The 16,976-nt window shown below is 43.1% G+C and carries 14 protein-coding genes; 4 read left to right on the top strand and 10 right to left on the bottom strand.

Annotated features, from left to right (window positions below; all coding sequences use genetic code 11):
• Positions 1-291 precede the first annotated feature (291 nt).
• The 3 genes from HWQ36_RS24325 to HWQ36_RS24315 all read left to right on the top strand — a co-directional run bounded on the left by HWQ36_RS24325 (position 292) and on the right by HWQ36_RS24315 (position 6,021).
• Positions 292-2,862 carry a penicillin acylase family protein gene (locus tag HWQ36_RS24325; RefSeq protein ID WP_292707377.1) on the top strand — a complete coding sequence of 857 codons (2,571 nt, stop codon included), beginning with the start codon at positions 292-294 and terminating at the stop codon, positions 2,860-2,862.
• 140 nt (positions 2,863-3,002) lie between these two features.
• Complete coding sequence (locus HWQ36_RS24320) at positions 3,003-5,207, top strand: class I SAM-dependent methyltransferase (protein WP_292707375.1); 2,205 nt, start codon at positions 3,003-3,005, stop codon at positions 5,205-5,207.
• A 397-nt stretch (positions 5,208-5,604) separates the two neighbouring features.
• Positions 5,605-6,021, top strand: coding sequence for a hypothetical protein (locus HWQ36_RS24315; protein ID WP_366829600.1), 417 nt, complete (start codon positions 5,605-5,607; stop codon positions 6,019-6,021).
• Between the two features lie 80 nt (positions 6,022-6,101).
• On the opposite strand, the gene HWQ36_RS24310 is transcribed toward HWQ36_RS24315, so the two are convergent.
• Positions 6,102-6,311 (bottom strand): hypothetical protein, encoded by a 210-nt coding sequence (locus HWQ36_RS24310; RefSeq protein WP_292707370.1) that lies wholly within the window; start codon positions 6,309-6,311, stop codon positions 6,102-6,104.
• A gap of 59 nt (positions 6,312-6,370) precedes the next feature.
• Between HWQ36_RS24310 and HWQ36_RS24305 the strand changes: the two genes are divergently transcribed.
• Positions 6,371-6,544, top strand: coding sequence for a hypothetical protein (locus HWQ36_RS24305; RefSeq protein WP_292707367.1), 174 nt, complete (start codon positions 6,371-6,373; stop codon positions 6,542-6,544).
• A gap of 48 nt (positions 6,545-6,592) precedes the next feature.
• Here the strand turns inward: HWQ36_RS24305 and HWQ36_RS24300 are convergent, their stop codons facing one another.
• The 9 genes from HWQ36_RS24300 to surE form a co-directional block, all read right to left on the bottom strand.
• On the bottom strand, positions 6,593-6,835 hold the full coding sequence (locus HWQ36_RS24300; protein WP_292707364.1) for a UPF0175 family protein: 243 nt from the start codon (positions 6,833-6,835) through the stop codon (positions 6,593-6,595).
• A gap of 56 nt (positions 6,836-6,891) precedes the next feature.
• On the bottom strand, positions 6,892-7,350 hold the full coding sequence (locus HWQ36_RS24295; protein WP_292707362.1) for an aspartyl protease family protein: 459 nt from the start codon (positions 7,348-7,350) through the stop codon (positions 6,892-6,894).
• Positions 7,351-7,453: 103 nt separating this feature from the next.
• Entirely contained in the window at positions 7,454-10,246 is a 2,793-nt protein-coding gene (gene secA / locus HWQ36_RS24290) for a preprotein translocase subunit SecA (protein WP_292707360.1), read from the bottom strand.
• Between the two features lie 309 nt (positions 10,247-10,555).
• On the bottom strand, positions 10,556-11,176 hold the full coding sequence (locus HWQ36_RS24285) for a cytochrome C (protein ID WP_292707357.1): 621 nt from the start codon (positions 11,174-11,176) through the stop codon (positions 10,556-10,558).
• A gap of 114 nt (positions 11,177-11,290) precedes the next feature.
• Entirely contained in the window at positions 11,291-11,560 is a 270-nt protein-coding gene (locus HWQ36_RS24280; RefSeq protein ID WP_292707354.1) for a hypothetical protein, read from the bottom strand.
• Between the two features lie 726 nt (positions 11,561-12,286).
• Complete coding sequence (locus tag HWQ36_RS24275; RefSeq protein ID WP_292707351.1) at positions 12,287-13,195, bottom strand: MoxR family ATPase; 909 nt, start codon at positions 13,193-13,195, stop codon at positions 12,287-12,289.
• A gap of 180 nt (positions 13,196-13,375) precedes the next feature.
• A complete protein-coding gene (locus HWQ36_RS24270; protein WP_292707348.1) occupies positions 13,376-14,440 on the bottom strand; it encodes a bifunctional riboflavin kinase/FAD synthetase in 1,065 nt (354 codons plus the stop codon).
• A gap of 510 nt (positions 14,441-14,950) precedes the next feature.
• Complete coding sequence (locus HWQ36_RS24265; RefSeq protein ID WP_292707346.1) at positions 14,951-15,847, bottom strand: MBL fold metallo-hydrolase; 897 nt, start codon at positions 15,845-15,847, stop codon at positions 14,951-14,953.
• A gap of 287 nt (positions 15,848-16,134) precedes the next feature.
• Positions 16,135-16,932: a 5'/3'-nucleotidase SurE gene (surE, locus tag HWQ36_RS24260; RefSeq protein WP_292707427.1), complete on the bottom strand. Its 798-nt coding sequence runs from the start codon at positions 16,930-16,932 to the stop codon at positions 16,135-16,137.
• Positions 16,933-16,976: the final 44 nt, after the last annotated feature.

Genomic DNA, 16,976 nt, shown 5'->3' with positions numbered 1-16,976 from the left:
GAGGAAGAGGCAGGGGGCAGGGGGAAGGGGGAAGGGGGAAATCACTCCGTCCTTGTCATGAATCTTCTTCGGAATATGGGTCTGAGTCCTCCACTTCTACTAAGTGGCTCTCGTAAAGAGCGGGAAGCTAGGGCAACAGGCTCTATCCCCCTTGCTCCCTGCTCCCTTGCCTCTTTTTCAACTAGCCAACTTGTTTAAAGAGAGCTTCCCCAGAATTTTCTGGGCATCAAATCAATATTGCTCGCTCTACTGTAATATCAACGTTGTAATATCGTGTGATTTTACTAAACAATGCCACAACCAGCCCAAATAAAAAACTTCAGGAAACGTTGGTTTCCTCAGATTCTCAAAAGAACTTTAATTGTGCTGTTAGTGCTGGGGCTATTGTTAGTGGGATTCGCCACTTACACTGTACGCCAATCCTTTCCGCAAGAGAGTGGCACAATTCAACTACCTGAACTCAAAGCTGAAGTAACCGTCCACCGTGATAAATGGGGAATTCCCCACATTTATGCTGCCAACTCCCACGATTTATTTATGGCGCAAGGTTATATCCACGCCCAAGACCGTTTTTGGCAAATGGATTTTTGGCGACACATCGGTTCTGGGCGACTCTCAGAAATGTTTGGTTCTTCTCAGGTTGAGACTGACAGATATCTGCGGACAATGGGTTGGGCGAGGGTGGCGCAGCAAGAAATTCAAGAAATGAATGCAGAGATGAAGGCATACCTGGAAGCATACGCAGATGGTGTCAATGCTTATCTGAGGGAGCATCAAGGCAGCGCTCTAAGTCTAGAATATGCTGTGCTAAAATTCCTCAATCCTGGGTATAAGCCAGAACCTTGGCAAATACTGCATTCTCTGACTTGGGGTAAGGTGATGGCTTACGATTTGGGTACAAATTTCCAGAGCGAAGTTGAACGTGCCATCCTACTTAAAACCCTGACTCCCGCTCAAGTAGAGGAACTTTATCCACCGTATCCTCAAAACTTGCCAGCGATTTTACCTGAGTTCCAAAAAGAGAAAACAGGAGAGGATGAAAATTATGACGAGACACCATTCACCGCCTTTGGTATTGAGGAGGTAATAGAGTCAATTAATAAGCCGATGATGGCTTTGGAACAACTCATCGGGCCTACGGGAATCGGCATTGGTTCCAATAACTGGGTGATATCCGGTGAGCTTACAGATACAGGTATGCCAATTTTGGCAAATGATCCCCACTTAGGTGTGCAAATACCCTCTATATGGTATGAGGTTGGTTTGCACTGTACATCTAAGAGGGCAGAATGTCCATACAACGTTACTGGTTTTTCCTTTGCGGGGATGATTGGGGTAATTATCGGTCATAGCGATCGCATTGCCTGGGGTGTAACTAATGTACTATCTGATGTGATGGATTTATACATCGAGAAAATCAATCCCAAAAACCCCAATCAGTATGAGGTAAATGGCAAATGGGTTGATATGAAACTCGTGCAAGAGACGATTCAAGTTGCGGGGAGTCAGCCGATTGTGCAAACGGTGCGCTATACCCGACATGGGCCGATTCTCTCTGATGTTTCGCCCAATCTGAAGAAGTTCCAGCCAAGTCAGCCGTTAGAAATACCGCAAAACTATGCCGTAGCACTGCGCTGGACAGCCCTAGAACCTTCCAAACTAGCGGATGCCATTCCCCAAATAAATCGCGCCCAAAACTGGCAGGAATTCCGCACTGCTGCGACTAATTATGATGTCCCGGCTCAAAATTTGGTCTACGCTGACGTTGATGGCAATATTGGCTACCAAATGCCTGGTAAATTCCCCATCCGAGCCAAGGGAAATGGGCGTTATCCCGTTCCTGGTTGGACGGATGAATATGAGTGGCAGGGCTATATTGACTTTGAGCAGTTACCCAGAAGTTTCAATCCATCTCAAGGCTATATTGCTACTGCCAATAATTTAGCGATGCGTAAATATCCTTATTTAATTACCGCAGACTGGGTTTATGGCTATCGGGCACAGCGCATCGTTGAGATGATTTCACAACAAACCGAACCGATTTCCCTAGAAGATGTCCAGCAGATACAGGGTGACGATCGCAATCTTAATGCACAAACATTACTACCGCTACTGCAATCTATCACAGTTGATACTCCCCGCTTGCAAGCAGCCCAAAAACTTCTCCGAGATTGGAATTTGCAGTTGGGAATGACATCATCGGCTGCTGCCTTGTTTGAAGTATTCTGGAAACACTTGCTAAGAGACACATTTCACGATCAGTTACCTGAGAGATACTTTCCCAATGGGGGCGATCGCTGGTATGCTGTGGTAGCAAATTTGGTAAAACAGCCCAATAGTTCTTGGTGGGATAATCGCAACACCCCAAAAGTTGAGAACCGCGACCAAATTTTGCGGCAATCCTTTACAAAAGCCGTGAATGAACTAGAACGGATTCAAAGCAAAGATCCGAAAAACTGGAATTGGGGCAAATTGCATACTGTTACTTTTCGTAATGCCACCTTGGGTAAATCTGGGGTTGCACCGATTGAAGCTTTATTTAATCGTGGTGCATTTACCACGGCTGGTAACGGCGAAACAGTTAATGCTAACCGATGGAGAGCAAATAAATCCTTTGAGGTGACTGATATTCCTTCCCTGCGGATGATTGTAGATTTGGGAAATTTGGATAACTCAGTTGCAATTCATACACCTGGACAATCAGGCCATGCTTTCCATACCCACTACAACGATATGGTTGACTCTTGGCGCAATATTGAATACCACCCCATGCTATGGGAACAAAAAAAAGTTACAATGAATACTACAACCTTGAAATTAATTCCAAAATGGCCAGAGAAAGGGTTTGGTAATGTAAATTAATTTCTAGACAAACCTATAGACAAAGTACGGATTGTTCCTAAGCTTGACCACTATGTTATTGAAGTTGTTTACACAGTTGAATTAGTCCTTAAAAGTGATTTTTTCCTCTAAACTCAAAATAATTTAAGAGATTGACAGAGATGAAGCGAGCAAAAAAACGGCGGGACTGGAGTCCTTTTTGGGCTTTAATCACATTGATAATTACTGTTAGTGTGTCAATGTCTAAAGGTAAGAATGCAACAGAAAAGATTAATGCAATCATGGATCAAGGAGTCAGTATTTTACTGACCACATTGGTTGCCTACACAGCATCAAAGATTAATTTTCTTGAAAAGACTAAAGAGACAACAGATGCTCTTCTTGAAACAGCTAAAGATTTAAGCAATCAACTTAACATAGGCACAGAAAACTTAACAAATACTGCTAAACAGATTTCTAGCTTAAGTCATCGTGCTGATACTGCTATAAATTCCTTAGAAAAAACAGCTAGTGAATTGATTAGTTTAGACTCTTTAGTGCCTGACGATCTGTTTACAAGCTTTGAAAGCGGAGATCAAAATAAACTCACTTCACAAATCAATCAAGCTTTCAGGCAGCACAAACAAGCATGGATAGACTCTGCCAAAAAACTAGATTTATATATCCACCCATCTATAGCTTATTCTTGGACAAATTTTGTTCAGATATGTACCAAAGAAGGACAACCTAACAACCAAACAGTTGAGATAACTACTTCGCCAAAAGCCTACACAGAAGCAGTCACAACATTTTGTAAGAAACTGCTCGATATGTACCCAGATGAAAACATAACTTTATTTTTGGTAACAGCTATGTTGCCAGAACAGTTTTACAACTGGCCGCAGATGGCATTTTCAGATCATACCTCTCCTGAATATATCAGCCACACCTGGAAAGGTTCTCATGAATATTTCCCAAGCATGAAAGATTTAAGTAGAAAAGATAAGTTAAGGATACGACGTTGTATTTTAGTTAAAGCTAATGATTATAAAGGTATAGATAAAAAGAAGCTTCCATCTGTAGAAACTATTAATGATTTGCGGATGAATGCAAATTTATATATATATAAAGATCCTCTAAAATATAAGGATTTTAGTCACTACAAAATGGAGAATATGTTTGCTCAAACGGCCAAGCTAAGATTTAGTTACCCTGGTGGTTCAGGTTTGAGTTATGCTCCTTACAATGCTGGAAAGCAAATAATTGATATTGATAATTTTGAGTTCTATCCTATCGGTACTAAAGAACAGTTTGACAATTCGATTAACCCAGGTGGGAGAAAGTTTTTGCTCGAAAGATTTATTCAAGAATTACATTCAAATAGTGAGGATTCATTATATTACACTCTCAGAGATACTGACTTTGATAAGTTAGATTTTTTATTCAATAGTGAGTTAGACATAATGCCAGAACTTGCCATGTTCAAAATTGGCTCTGATCAGAATTGGATGTTTGGTATTAGTGGATTACTTACCCCATTTACTGAGTCTATCTCTCTACGCTTTTTGGCAGGTAAGCAGTTAGATCCTCTGCGAAAAACCTTACGATATTTGGAGTTTGAAGCAGATTCTTTGATAACTCTTTTCAAACCTGAACTCTTCCAGGAGAGTTTTGAAAATGAGTATAAAAAACCATGTACTGATTGGGAAGAATTGCCATTAGATTATCAGTCTAAATTCGTATCCAAAGAAATGGATGGATGCAACTGGAGTGAAATTAAAAATATACTTGATATAGGCTGTGGACGTGGATATGGTACGCTAACCATGCTCCTCAATGAAGAGCGTTTGAATCGACCCGATGTCAATGTACTAGGTATTGATATTGCTTCTAATGCCATTGAAGATGCAAATAAATTGCTACAAAGCATAAAACTTGGGGAAACTTATCCAAATCTTACTGGTTTTCCTGTCAAAAAAAATGATGTTCAGCTAAGGTGTAATATTGAGTTCAAACAGTGTGATATTTTGGATGACTCAATACAAGGGCTATTATCTGAATTTGACCTCGTTATTGATTGGATGTGTTTTCATGAGTTGCCAAAAGCAGATTGGGATAAATACGTATTATTTTTAGAAAAAATCTGTAAAAAGTGGTTAGTATTAAATGTCTTTACAATGGACGAGGGAATAACAATGTATGGGCTTGATCCAGTAGCAATGTATATCCCAAAGCATCAGTTTACACAGAGTGCGATAAGAGAAGATTTATTCCGAAATTTCCTTTATATAGGCTCATTAGATTACGAAGAAGATTCTAAACCACAATCTTCTGGTAGTCCCATTGCAGCAAAACGAGCCTACCTTATGAGAAAAAAGGACTCATAGTTGTAAGAGCCAAGGTGTTAGTACAATTGGAACAGAAAACCGGGTTAAGCTTAAAAGTCTTATTCTGTAAAGATTTTACTGAAGGGTGTAGTAGCTCGTTTGTTAATCGCCAAGTCACTGCAACAGCAAAAAGCAAGAAAATTAACGCCTAAAAGCTTTGTAGACACTGTTGGCAAAACATTGCTTCAGTTAACGAAAGAGCCAAAACTGTACAATTGGATATTTATTTAAGTGAAATTACATACACATTTGCGAAAGAATGAAGTATAAAGTAGCAGGGATATAAAAGTTAGAAGCAGAAATAGAGTTTGCTGAGAATAAATTTCCTTTGCCCAAGTTTCGCAAAACATAGTCGGAGATAGTAAAATCTATGCAAAGCGTATTTAAACAAAGTTTTATGCTTGCAGCAACAACTGCGATCGCATTATTATTTGCAGGTTGTGGAGAAAGTAAAGTTGCTCAATGTAACAAAGTCATAAAGGTTGCTAATCAGGCATCTACTCTAGGTCAGGAATTTGGTAAAAATCCCAATCCAGCAAAAGGTTCTAAAGCTTTAACTGAACTTGCTGGTAAGATAGATCCACTTGCCCAAGAGATGAAAACCCTCGAAATTAAAGATGAAAAGTTGCAAGGTTTTCAAGGACGCTTTATTACACTCTATCAGAACATTAGCAAGGAATTGAATAATGCAGCAGGAGCTATAGATAAAAAGAATATACCAGCAGCAAAGGGTTTTTTGGTATCTTTGAAACAAAGTAGTACAGAAGAAAGTTCAATAGTCAAGGAAATTAATAGCTACTGTTCTGCTAAATAATCAATTCCGCATGGAATCTTGATTACAAAAATAGTGGTTAAATAGTTAGTCGATAACCACCAAAAACAGCAATATTCTGGCTAGAGATAAATAAGAGCTTTTTCATTGAGAGTTTCTTGCCGATCTAACTCCAAAAAAAGTTCTTCAGCATTCCAAATCAAATCTTCGTTTAACAAAGATGGAAAGTCTAAATGTCTGACCCTTTTCAAAATCTCCAGAGCTATTTCTAGTCTCTCTGACTCTGGCAGACGCTCAAAGGTGCTTAATAATTCTTCCACTGGAGCAGTCATGACTTTCTTTATTAGACACCCCAATAGCATAGCACGACCCTATATAAACGTTCTGTGAGATGAGATTGCTTCACAAGACTTGTCTTCAAACTATTCAACGATCGCAAAAGACGAGCGATCGCACCACAGACAATCTCAAAACTACGCCAATTATAAGCGATCGCGTTCTATTAAAGACTACTCAACTCATTCTCTTGTCTCAAATACTGCCTGTAAAATATCAAGACGATTGATAGTAGCGAAGTTAATCAAAGGCGTAGCGTTACAAATAACTGTCACAACTACCAAGAACCTGTTTTAATTGACTCAATATCATCTGCTAAATCCATTTCAGTATAATGGCGGGGAATTTTTTGTTGCGCTAGAAGTTGCTGAAATTTCCATACAGATAGATTAGCCAAGCGGCGTGCTTGACCAAAAGTAAAAATATTTTGGTCGTATAACTGCAAGGCAATTTCCTGACGAATAGCCTGCTCACCTTGACTTATGGAATCTGGAGATAATTGCAGGTTGATTGAACTCACAAATTGACTCGTATCCAAAAACAGCGTTTTACTAATAGCATAAAACATACCACTGCTTACAATACACTCAGATAAGTTTGCTCAGAATTCATCGGTAAAACTCGCAACTTCCGATTTTTCAGGTCTGGTTCTAACCCTAAAACTTCCATTGGCGTTACACCCAAAAGGGCATAAGATACTTCTGTGAGTTCCAGACAATCAAAGGTTCCTTGACGTTCTCCAATAGAGAGTTCCACATCTCGGAAAATCCGCCCCTGCTGCACTCCAGCCGCAGTCTCTACCTGGGCTTCTCCACCTTGAACTAAACCTAGTTGACTAATAATGCTAGCAGGTAAGCACAGCAAAGTTGCACCCGTATCAACTAAAACATTATCCAGAGTATAAGAGCGAACTTCCCCCGAAGAAATAAAGCCTCGTTGAGCTAAAACTCGATCAATTCGATTCGTGACAGTGAGGGTAACTATTACTTGCCCCATTTGCTTACCCTGAAGATTTGGTAGTATCAGCTTACCCATTTCAACGAACCCTGAAAACACAGTATTTTTGAGCAATGCACAAATATACAAAGACGCTAAGAAATTGTTGTGTCTTAGCGTCTCTGCGTGAGATATTCCCTACTTACACCATCTCAGATGAAGCTTGCATCATCTGCTGCGGCTGCGGCTGGAACATAAACAACGAATACACCACATCTCGGCGGATGTTGACCATCATATCCAAGAAGAGTTCGTAACCCTCGCTCTTATACTCAATTAGGGGGTCTTTTTGACCGTAACCGCGCAATCCCACCGATTCGCGCAAGGCATCCATTTGTTGCAGGTGTTCCCGCCACAGGGTATCAATGCGTTGCAAGATAAAGAAACGTTCAGCTTGGCGCATCAGTCCGGGTTGAACTTGGTCAATTTGCGCTTCTTTGAGGTCGTAAGCAATTCGCACCTGTTCATGGAGGAAGGCTTTAATCTCACTGACTGACATATCCTCTAATTGATTTGGCTGCAAGTCTGCTAGCAGATAGACGAATTCTTTGACTTTCTCAACCAACTTTTCCAACTCCCACTCTTCTGAGGGTAAGTCTATGTTGATATAGTAGTCAACGATGTCATCCATCGTTTTTTCAGCGTACTTGATTACCTGTTCTTTCAAGTCTTGACCTTCTAACACTCTCCGGCGTTCGGCATAAATAGCACGACGTTGATTATTCATCACCTCGTCATACTCAAATACCTGCTTACGGATGTCATAGTAGTAGGTTTCGACTTTTTTCTGTGCGCCTTCCAAACTGCGGGTAAGCATCCCAGATTCGATGGGCATATCTTCTTCCACTTGGAAGGCGTTCATTAACCCAGCAACGCGATCGCCACCAAAGATCCGCAGTAGGTTATCCTCTAAACTGAGGAAGAATCTCGTAGTTCCAGGGTCGCCTTGTCTGCCTGCACGTCCGCGCAACTGGTTGTCAATCCGCCGCGATTCGTGGCGTTCTGTACCAATTACATGCAACCCACCGATTCCTACTACCTCATCATGTTCGCGGGTAGTAAATTGTTCATATTCTTGCTTAATGCGGTTGTAAGCTTCCCGCAATTTCATAATCACAGGGTCGTCGATGGGAGCTTTTTCGGCCGCTACAGCCACCTTGTCTTCAGCTTCCAGTTCTGGTAAACTGCGATCGCCATACTCACGCACTGCAATTTCTACTGCATCTTTGAGTAGTTTCTCTGTTTCTTTCGTTAACTGGGTAGGGAAAATTTCTGGTGAAGCCCGCCAAGTTTTAACTTTTTTACCAGGGACAAAGCCTTGACCACCACCGTGTCCTGTGGGTAATCCGGCTGCTCTTTGCACGCCGAAGGTGTCTTCATCTTCTGGCATCACGATTCGGGGCATGAAGTACTCCCGCAGCTTCAGACGTGCCATGTATTCGGAGTTACCACCCAAGATGATGTCTGTACCTCTACCTGCCATGTTAGTAGCAATGGTAACAGCACCTTTCCGTCCGGCTTGAGCGACGATTTCCGCCTCCCGCTCAACGTTTTCCGGTCTGGCATTGAGCAATTCGTGGGGAATCTCTAGCTGCTTCAGCAATCGGCTGAGAAGTTCGGATTTTTCTACACTAGTGGTTCCTACTAATACAGGTCTGCCGAGTTGGTGCATTTCAGCACATTCCTTTGCGATCGCACCCCACTTGCCTGGTTCTGTCTTAAAAACCATATCAGACAAGTCTTCGCGTCTTCTGTCACGGTTAGTAGGAATTACCGCAACTTCCAGTTTGTAAATTTTTTCAAATTCTGGTTCTTCCGTTTTTGCTGTTCCGGTCATTCCACCAAGTTTTGGATACAGCAAGAACATATTTTGATAAGTAATTGTCGCTAGAGTTTGAGTTTCTGGCTGAATCTCTTCGTGTTCTTTGGCTTCAATAGCCTGGTGTAGTCCATCGCTCCAACGCCGCCCAGGTAGCACCCGGCCGGTAAATTCATCCACAATTACCACTTCCCCATTGCGGACGATGTAATTTACATCCTTGAGGAAAAGTTCTTTAGCTTTAATTGCATTAAAAACGAAGTGCGCCCAAGGATCTTCTGGGTCAAATAAATCTGTGACTCCCAAAAGATTTTCGGCTTCCGCAAAGCCTTCATCTGTCAATAGCACGTTACGAGCTTTTTCATCTACATCATAATGCTCGTCTTTTTTGAGCGTGAATGCTATTTCAGCCGCTTGCAGATACTTTTCCGTAGGTCTTTCCACCTGCCCGGAAATAATTAGAGGTGTCCGCGCCTCATCAATTAAAATCGAGTCTACCTCGTCAATTACGCAGTAATTGAATGGGCGTTGTACTACATCTGCCATTGATGTCGCCATGTTATCCCGCAGGTAGTCAAAGCCGACTTCGCTGTTGGTGACATAAGTGATATCGCAATCATAGTTTTTCTGGCGTTCACTGGGAGTCATACTTGACTGGATTAGCCCCACACTCAACCCCAAGAACCGATGCACCTGTCCCATCCATTCCGCATCCCGACGAGCCAGATAATCGTTCACGGTGATGACATGTACACCTTTACCAGTCAGGGCATTTAAATAACTTGGTAAGGTTGCTACGAGCGTTTTACCCTCACCAGTTTTCATTTCGGCAATTTGCCCTACGTGCAAAATGATACCGCCAAGAAGTTGGACATCAAAGTGCCGCAAGCCTAACACTCGCCGTCCTGCTTCCCGAACAACGGCGTAAGCTTCTGGCAAAAGGTCATCCAGGGCTTCACCCTTGGCGAGCCGTTGTTTAAATTCGACGGTTTTACCTTTTAGCTCCTCATCGGAAAGGACCTTAGTTTCTTCCTCTAAAAGGTTAATTTCAGTAACAGAAGGTTGGTATTTTTTAAGCTTACGAGCGTTGGGGTCGCCCAACAAAAGTTTTAGCATGGCAGATTATAGAACTGAATCAAGGGGATGGAAATTAAAGGTTTGGCATTGATTATAAACATTTAACCCAACCCAACCGTCTTGGTTGTGGATGGGTATCAAATGAGAATTACCTCAAAAACAGGAGAAAAACTAGCCAATCAGTTTACTAAATGATTGGTTTTAACTCTTATCTTATATTTACTCTTTCTTCATAGTATCATTTTGCCCCCAGATGAGGGAGCAGGGGGAGATGGGGGAGATGAGGGAGCAGGGGGAGATGAAGAAGAAAATTTATCTTTCCCCCCTCATCCTCCTCTCCCCCTCACCTTAATTCGATTTCTCCCACTCTGCTGACAAGCGGCGAAAATTGTAGTCACTAGCGCCTTGATGACAGCTGACACAGCTGCCAAGCTGGACGGGACGTGGTAACTTAACTCCTGGATGCAAAGCTTTGAAATAACGCGAGTTACTGAGGCGATAGGGTGTTTCTTCATCGTCTCGCTGAACACGGGAGAAAGTCGCAAGATATTTCCACACCAAAATACGTGGCGGATCGATTAAAGGCTTTAGTTGTGCGCCGTAGTGCTGCGAGTCTTGCAGGAGATTTTTCCACGTTTGGGTGGGTAAAACGGCTGGTGGTAAGGCAATGTGGCAGGTGGAGCAGTTTTCCAAATACAGTTCTTGCCCCAGTTGGTACTGTGCAGGCACTACGTCAACAGTGCCAATTTCGACGGGGGGAGTAGCACTGTGGGCGTTAGTTGCCAAGGCTAGAAGCCAACCCATAGCTAGGCTCCACGTTACAATTACCAGAAGTAAACCGAAAAATTGGCGTTTGAATTCACGTTCGGCACTTTGATTTAGCGTTTTGCGTTGGCGTAGCCCGCCGTAGGCATCGCTTTTGGCGGGGCGTAATCCATCGCGGGTTTTGCGCTTAACAAAAATTGACATTCCTCACATTCCCAGATATTTAGAAGTGGCGCTTGTGCTAATCATAGGACTTACGCTGTATTGGTAGTGTTTCGGATTTTCTGAGATACCCCATGCATAAATGCAGTTCTTGTTCTAACTCACTACGCGAGTTTCGTTTACCCCTACAGGTTCCGACTCCTCACGCGCTATTAGATTACTGGACACCCGCTCTGACCCACTATTGCTAATAGGTGACTTTGAACCACTGAGCGTTCTAGCAGGTTGATTTGACCCATCTTGCCAACCGTCCAGTAGGGATTTCTCCATCCCCAGCCAGCCATTTTTAGCTAGCTTGATTGACAAGGTTTCTGTTTTTGGATCGACGTAACGACTCAGGTAAGCAGATAAAATATCACGTTGCATCTTTAACCCACAGACTGAGCAATGATGAACACGTTGCGATAATGATTTTTTCTGTTTTGATAAGGTTCACCCTCACAGATTAACTGTGCAAACCAATAAGTTTTTTGATTAAGAATACGGCGCACTAAACGCACATATTTAATCTTTTAGTTTAAACCGTGCAAGATTACAGGGTCGCTGGCAATGATGCCAGGTAATTTTAATTTTGACCATTCAACATTGTTACCAGTCCATCTGATACCTTGTTTATTGGTCTTGCCTTTTAGTGACGAGAACTGACCTTTCTGTTTAAACCTAACTTTTTTAGCCTTGCCAAATGACATTTTCTCTAAAGCCTTAAAAGCTCTAGTTGCTATTTTCTGAATGGTATTAGCGTCAAGGTGAGACTTAATCCAAATACTTGCAATAGCTGTTTTGTTGGCAAAAGATTGTAAATCATAGTCACTAAAACGATAAGCCTCTCTAGCTTTTTGAAATGCTGTGGTCTAAAAGCAGGTTTCCCTGAGAGTCAATCCTGCCGGTAACTTCGATCGCTTTCATTTGTTGTCTACCTGATTTTGTAGGAGATCCTAACAAGCCCAAACTCCAGCAGGATGAGGAAACTTAAGTTAATGTCGGCCAAAGAGGAACCGGAGTAGAAGCGTAAACAAATATCCTCATACAACAAGAAATATAGTTACTATCACCCCGGATAGCTGTTTTTTAGCTCATCTAACTCACCTGAACTTAAGGAATAGAAACCGATCGCAATAATCGCTCAACAACAGTTCTAGCGTTGCGTCCTCCTCTAGGAATCAGGCGATGGCAAAGAACATGAGGAACGAGAAATTTCACATCATCGGGAATGGCATAATCACGCCCTAATAGAAAAGCTAGCGCTTGAGCAGCCCTTTGTAATGCTAATGTGCCACGCGGACTGACACCAAGGGCGATTTCCTCATCTTGGCGTGTTGCCCGTACCAATTCGAGGATGTACTGTTGCAAGGAAGTTGTCACTTTTACTTGAGAGCAGATGTAACGCAATTCCTGCACTTCTGCCAAGGTAATACAAGGCTGCAAATCAGCAACCTTCACACCATTTTGGAGATTTTGCAGCATCAGGAGTTCTTCTGCCTCCGAAGGATAGCCTAAACTCAGCGACAACATGAACCGATCCATTTGCGCTTCCGGCAGGGGAAAAGTACCTTGATACTCGATAGGGTTTTGAGTGGCGATGACAAAAAAGGGCTGGGGAACTGGACGAGAGACACCATCAACTGTTACTTGATGTTCTTCCATAACTTCCAGCAAAGCTGACTGAGTGCGGGGTGTAGCGCGGTTAATTTCGTCAGCTAGAAGGATATTGGCAAAGACTGGCCCGGGGAGAAAAGTAAATTCGCCGCTTTTTGGGTTCCAGATATTGGTGCCAGTGATATCAGTTGGTAGTAAATCGGGGGTACATTGTAGCCGTTGAAACTTGCCATCCAGGGAACGAGCTAGGGATTTAGCAAGGAGGGTTTTACCAACACCAGGGACATCTTCTAGGAGAGCATGACCACCACCTAGCAAGGCAACTAATACTAAGCGTATTGCTTCAGCTTTGCCAACGATGGTAAGAGCCAGATTTTGTGTTAGAGCGTCGATTTTTTCTCTCATGCGTTGTGGGGAGTGGGGAGATGAGGAAGATGGGGAGCAGGGGGAGCAGTGGGAGCAGGGGAGGATGAGGGAGATCAGGAAGCAGGGAGAAAGGGAGATAAGTTTTCCCCCTGCCCCCTGCCCCCCGCCCCTCTGCCTCTTTTCCATGCCCAATACCCAATGCCCTATCTATTGTTCCCACTAAGCACTCAAAACTTCTTTAGCAACAACGCAGTCAAGTTGAATTTGTGTTTTCAGAGCTTCTAGAGAAGGAAATTTTTGTTCAGGGCGCAAAAATTTAACTAGTTCCACAGCCAGTTTTTTGCCATACAAATCACCAGACCAATCGAATAAATGTACTTCCGCAGATGAATAAGTACCGTTTACAGTTGGGCGGTTGCCGATGTTCATTACGCCCAAGCTCTCACTAGAAGCAGCATTTGATGTTTCACTGGGAGTAAAAACACGGACAGCGTAAACTCCTTGGCGGGGCAAAAACTTTTCTTTTGGTAGTTGGAGATTGGCGGTGGGAAAGCCAATTGTTCTACCCAATTGTTGACCTTGAACCACAACACCAAAGAGAGTATAGGGGCGACCTAGTAGTAAATTTGCGTTTTCGATGTCGCCTTGCTCAAGGGTTTGGCGGATCAATGAAGTGCTAATGCGGGCATCTTGAGTTGGAGTAGTACTGACGCAACTGCTTTGGGTGGGCGAGTCACCTGTATAAGTTTGTAAGGGAACGATGGTAACGGGGATATTGTGTTTGGCGGCGATTAATTGCAAATCTTTAGCAGTGCCACTGCGCTTTTCTCCAAAACAAAAATCCTGCCCGATGCTAATTTGCTGGCATCGCAGTTGCTGGACGAGAATTTTTTTGACGAATTCTTCGGGGGTCAAAACAGATAATTCTTTGTCAAAGGGTAGTAATACTAGTTGTTCTACCCCAAGCGATCGCAATTGTTGGACTTTTTCATCCAGTGGCGTTAACAAAGTCCGGGGTTGCCCTGTAAAAAACTCCTGTGGATGGGGGTCAAAGGTGACAACTGTTGAGTAGGTATATTCTTGATTTGTCAGTTGATTTTCCTTTGACTGCGGACTACTGGCTACTGACAAGCGATCGCCAGGGTGCAAGACTGGTTGAATTACCCTTTGATGACCAAGATGAACACCATCAAACTTGCCAAGGGCAACAGCAGTCGGCGTTAGCAGCCCAACGCTAGAAGAAGCAACCCACACAGAACACCCATTTTGAGACAAATTTAGCACGTGGATTCTGAGATTTTAGGTTTATTTTAGCTATCAGCAGGAAGCTACCTTATGGTAAACCGCCTTGAGGAGGACATTCACCAACTACCCATGAGGTCTTGTGCGATCAGCCAGGGTGTTGATGCCACCCCTTTTAACTATCAGCTAAAAGCCTAACCTACGGGAAGTTGCCAAGATAGTTTCTTGTGCTGTTAGCTTGACTACGAATTTTAGATTTTAGATTTTAGATGTTAGATTTTTTGGTTCATACCTCGCCTTCGGGCCGAACAAATTCAAAATCCTCAATTTAAAATCCTCACAGCCAAGTACCCCGAACTTCGTCCCGCTACGAACGCGAGTGCGTCTCGTAGAGAAGACAGTGGTTTCTTTCAACCCAAAATCCAAAATCCAAAATTGGTTGACAACTCTGGGCAGCGCTGTCTCACCTTGCAGCCAACAGGTACGCCCTCGCGCTGAAAGCTTCTGATCACCAATCTAATCTAAAATCTCCAATTCCTGCGATCGCAATCTTTAGGTAGAAAACTTACTAACAGGAAAAGATTCTGATAAGGCTACTGAGGTGGGAATCTGAAGTACCATTCCTTCCCGTGCCATAATAGCACCGGGAAATTTCTCAGAAGCTTGTTGCCCTACACAATCTAAAAAGTCGTCATCGTGGGCGGGGTCGTGGTGGTAAATCACCAAAGTTTTGACGTTAGCAGCTTGTGCCACTTTCACAGCTTCTTGCCAGGTAGAATGTCCCCAGCCAATTTTCGGGGATTTTGGCGAGTGGTATTCTTCGTCTGTATAGGTGGAATCGTAAATCAGAATGTCGGCATTACGAGCTAGCCACAGCACATTATCATCGAGTCGATCAGGAAAATGTTCGGTATCGGTAATATAAGCGGCAGCACCACCACGCCAGTTGACACGGTATCCTACGGCCTCCCCTGGATGGTTTAAAGGTGCTGTTTCTACCGTAACGTCATCGATTTGGATTGGTTGCCCTGGTCGAATGTCGTAGAAATTTAAATTGGCTTGCATAATCTGCAAGGGGACGGGAAAGTTCGGGTGCAACATTTGATCGTTGAGGCGTTGTTCTATGGTAGAACCATCAGGTGCGATCGCGCCGTAGATATGAAAGTCATTCCCCTTCACAAATCCTGGGGTAAAGAAGGGAAAACCCTGCATGTGATCCCAGTGAGAGTGAGTAAAAAATATGTGACCTTCTAACGGCATTTGGCGCAACCAAGATTGCCCCAAAACATGTAGTCCCGTGCCAGCATCGAAAACTAAGCGTTTATCGCCCGCTTGCATTGAAATGCAAGGGGTATTACCGCCGTAGCGAACGGTGTGTGGCCCTGGACTGGGGATGCTGCCGCGAACGCCCCAAAATTGTACGGTAAATTGGTTCTCTATCCTAGACATGGGTGTTGCTTGCTGGACTGAGCGGGCGATAATTGGAAAAATTACTACTTAAATTGTCTAAGTTTATGCTGTCTCACCGATTGTATTAGAGGGAGGATTTCTTGGTAAAACAGCATACCCTGTTTCTGGCTGATTGTGTAAATGTGGATGAAATACTGTCAGAGAGAATTTTCTAGCTTTTGGGGTGAATGTGTATCGGTTATTTCAAGAGTGCCCCTACGTTATAGCCTACATTTTTCTCTGATGCATTTAAATAACTCCGGTTTTGTCCTGATAAATCAAATGATTCACGAAAAATTAAATTCCCAATCAGACAATTTATCTAATCCAGTTGCGTAAGTTAGATTGTATTGTAACGGAGTTATACTGATGTGGTTTTTACGTACAACCTGCACGTCTGTCGGTACATTTTGAGGCAGATTTAATCCAGTTGGAGGTTCTACATCTTCAACTACTTCTCCGGTTAACCAATAGTACGTTTTTCCACGAGGATCAACTCGTTTATCAAACACATCAATGTAACGCCGTACTCCTTGACGGGTAAGAGTCACTCCAGCAATTTCTTCCCACTTCACAGCAGGAATATTAACGTTGAGCAACATTAAATCTGGTAGAGGTTTTTGGGCTAACTGGTCTACGAGAATTTTGGCAAACTTAGCAGCAGGTTGAAAGTCTTTAGATGTGTGACTAATAAGACTTAGGGCTATGCTGGGAATACCTTCAATTAGACCTTCCATTGCCGCCGAAACAGTCCCAGAATACAAGATTTCAGTTCCCAAATTGGCACCTTGATTAATGCCAGAGAGAACCAAATCGGGAGGAGTATCTAGCAAAGCCCACAGCGCCAATTTGACGCAATCTGAAGGCGTACCATCGCAAGCCCAAGCTTTGATCGCGGGATGAAAAATCCCTTCAACAATTTCAGCGCGAATGGGTTGGTGTAAAGTTAACCCGTGTCCAGTTGCCGATCGCTCTCGATCTGGGCAAACTACACTAACATCATGACCTGCTTCTGCCAAGTAGTTGGCTAGGGTACGAATCCCCAAGGCAGAAACGCCGTCGTCGTTGCTAATTAGTAATTTCATAGTCATTGGTCATTGGTCACTTGTACTGAGCGTAGTCGAAGTAT

Source organism: Nostoc sp. NMS2 (genome assembly GCF_017115105.1).
Classification (GTDB): domain Bacteria; phylum Cyanobacteriota; class Cyanobacteriia; order Cyanobacteriales; family Nostocaceae; genus Nostoc.
This window is presented reverse-complemented; position numbering and strand designations above follow the sequence as displayed.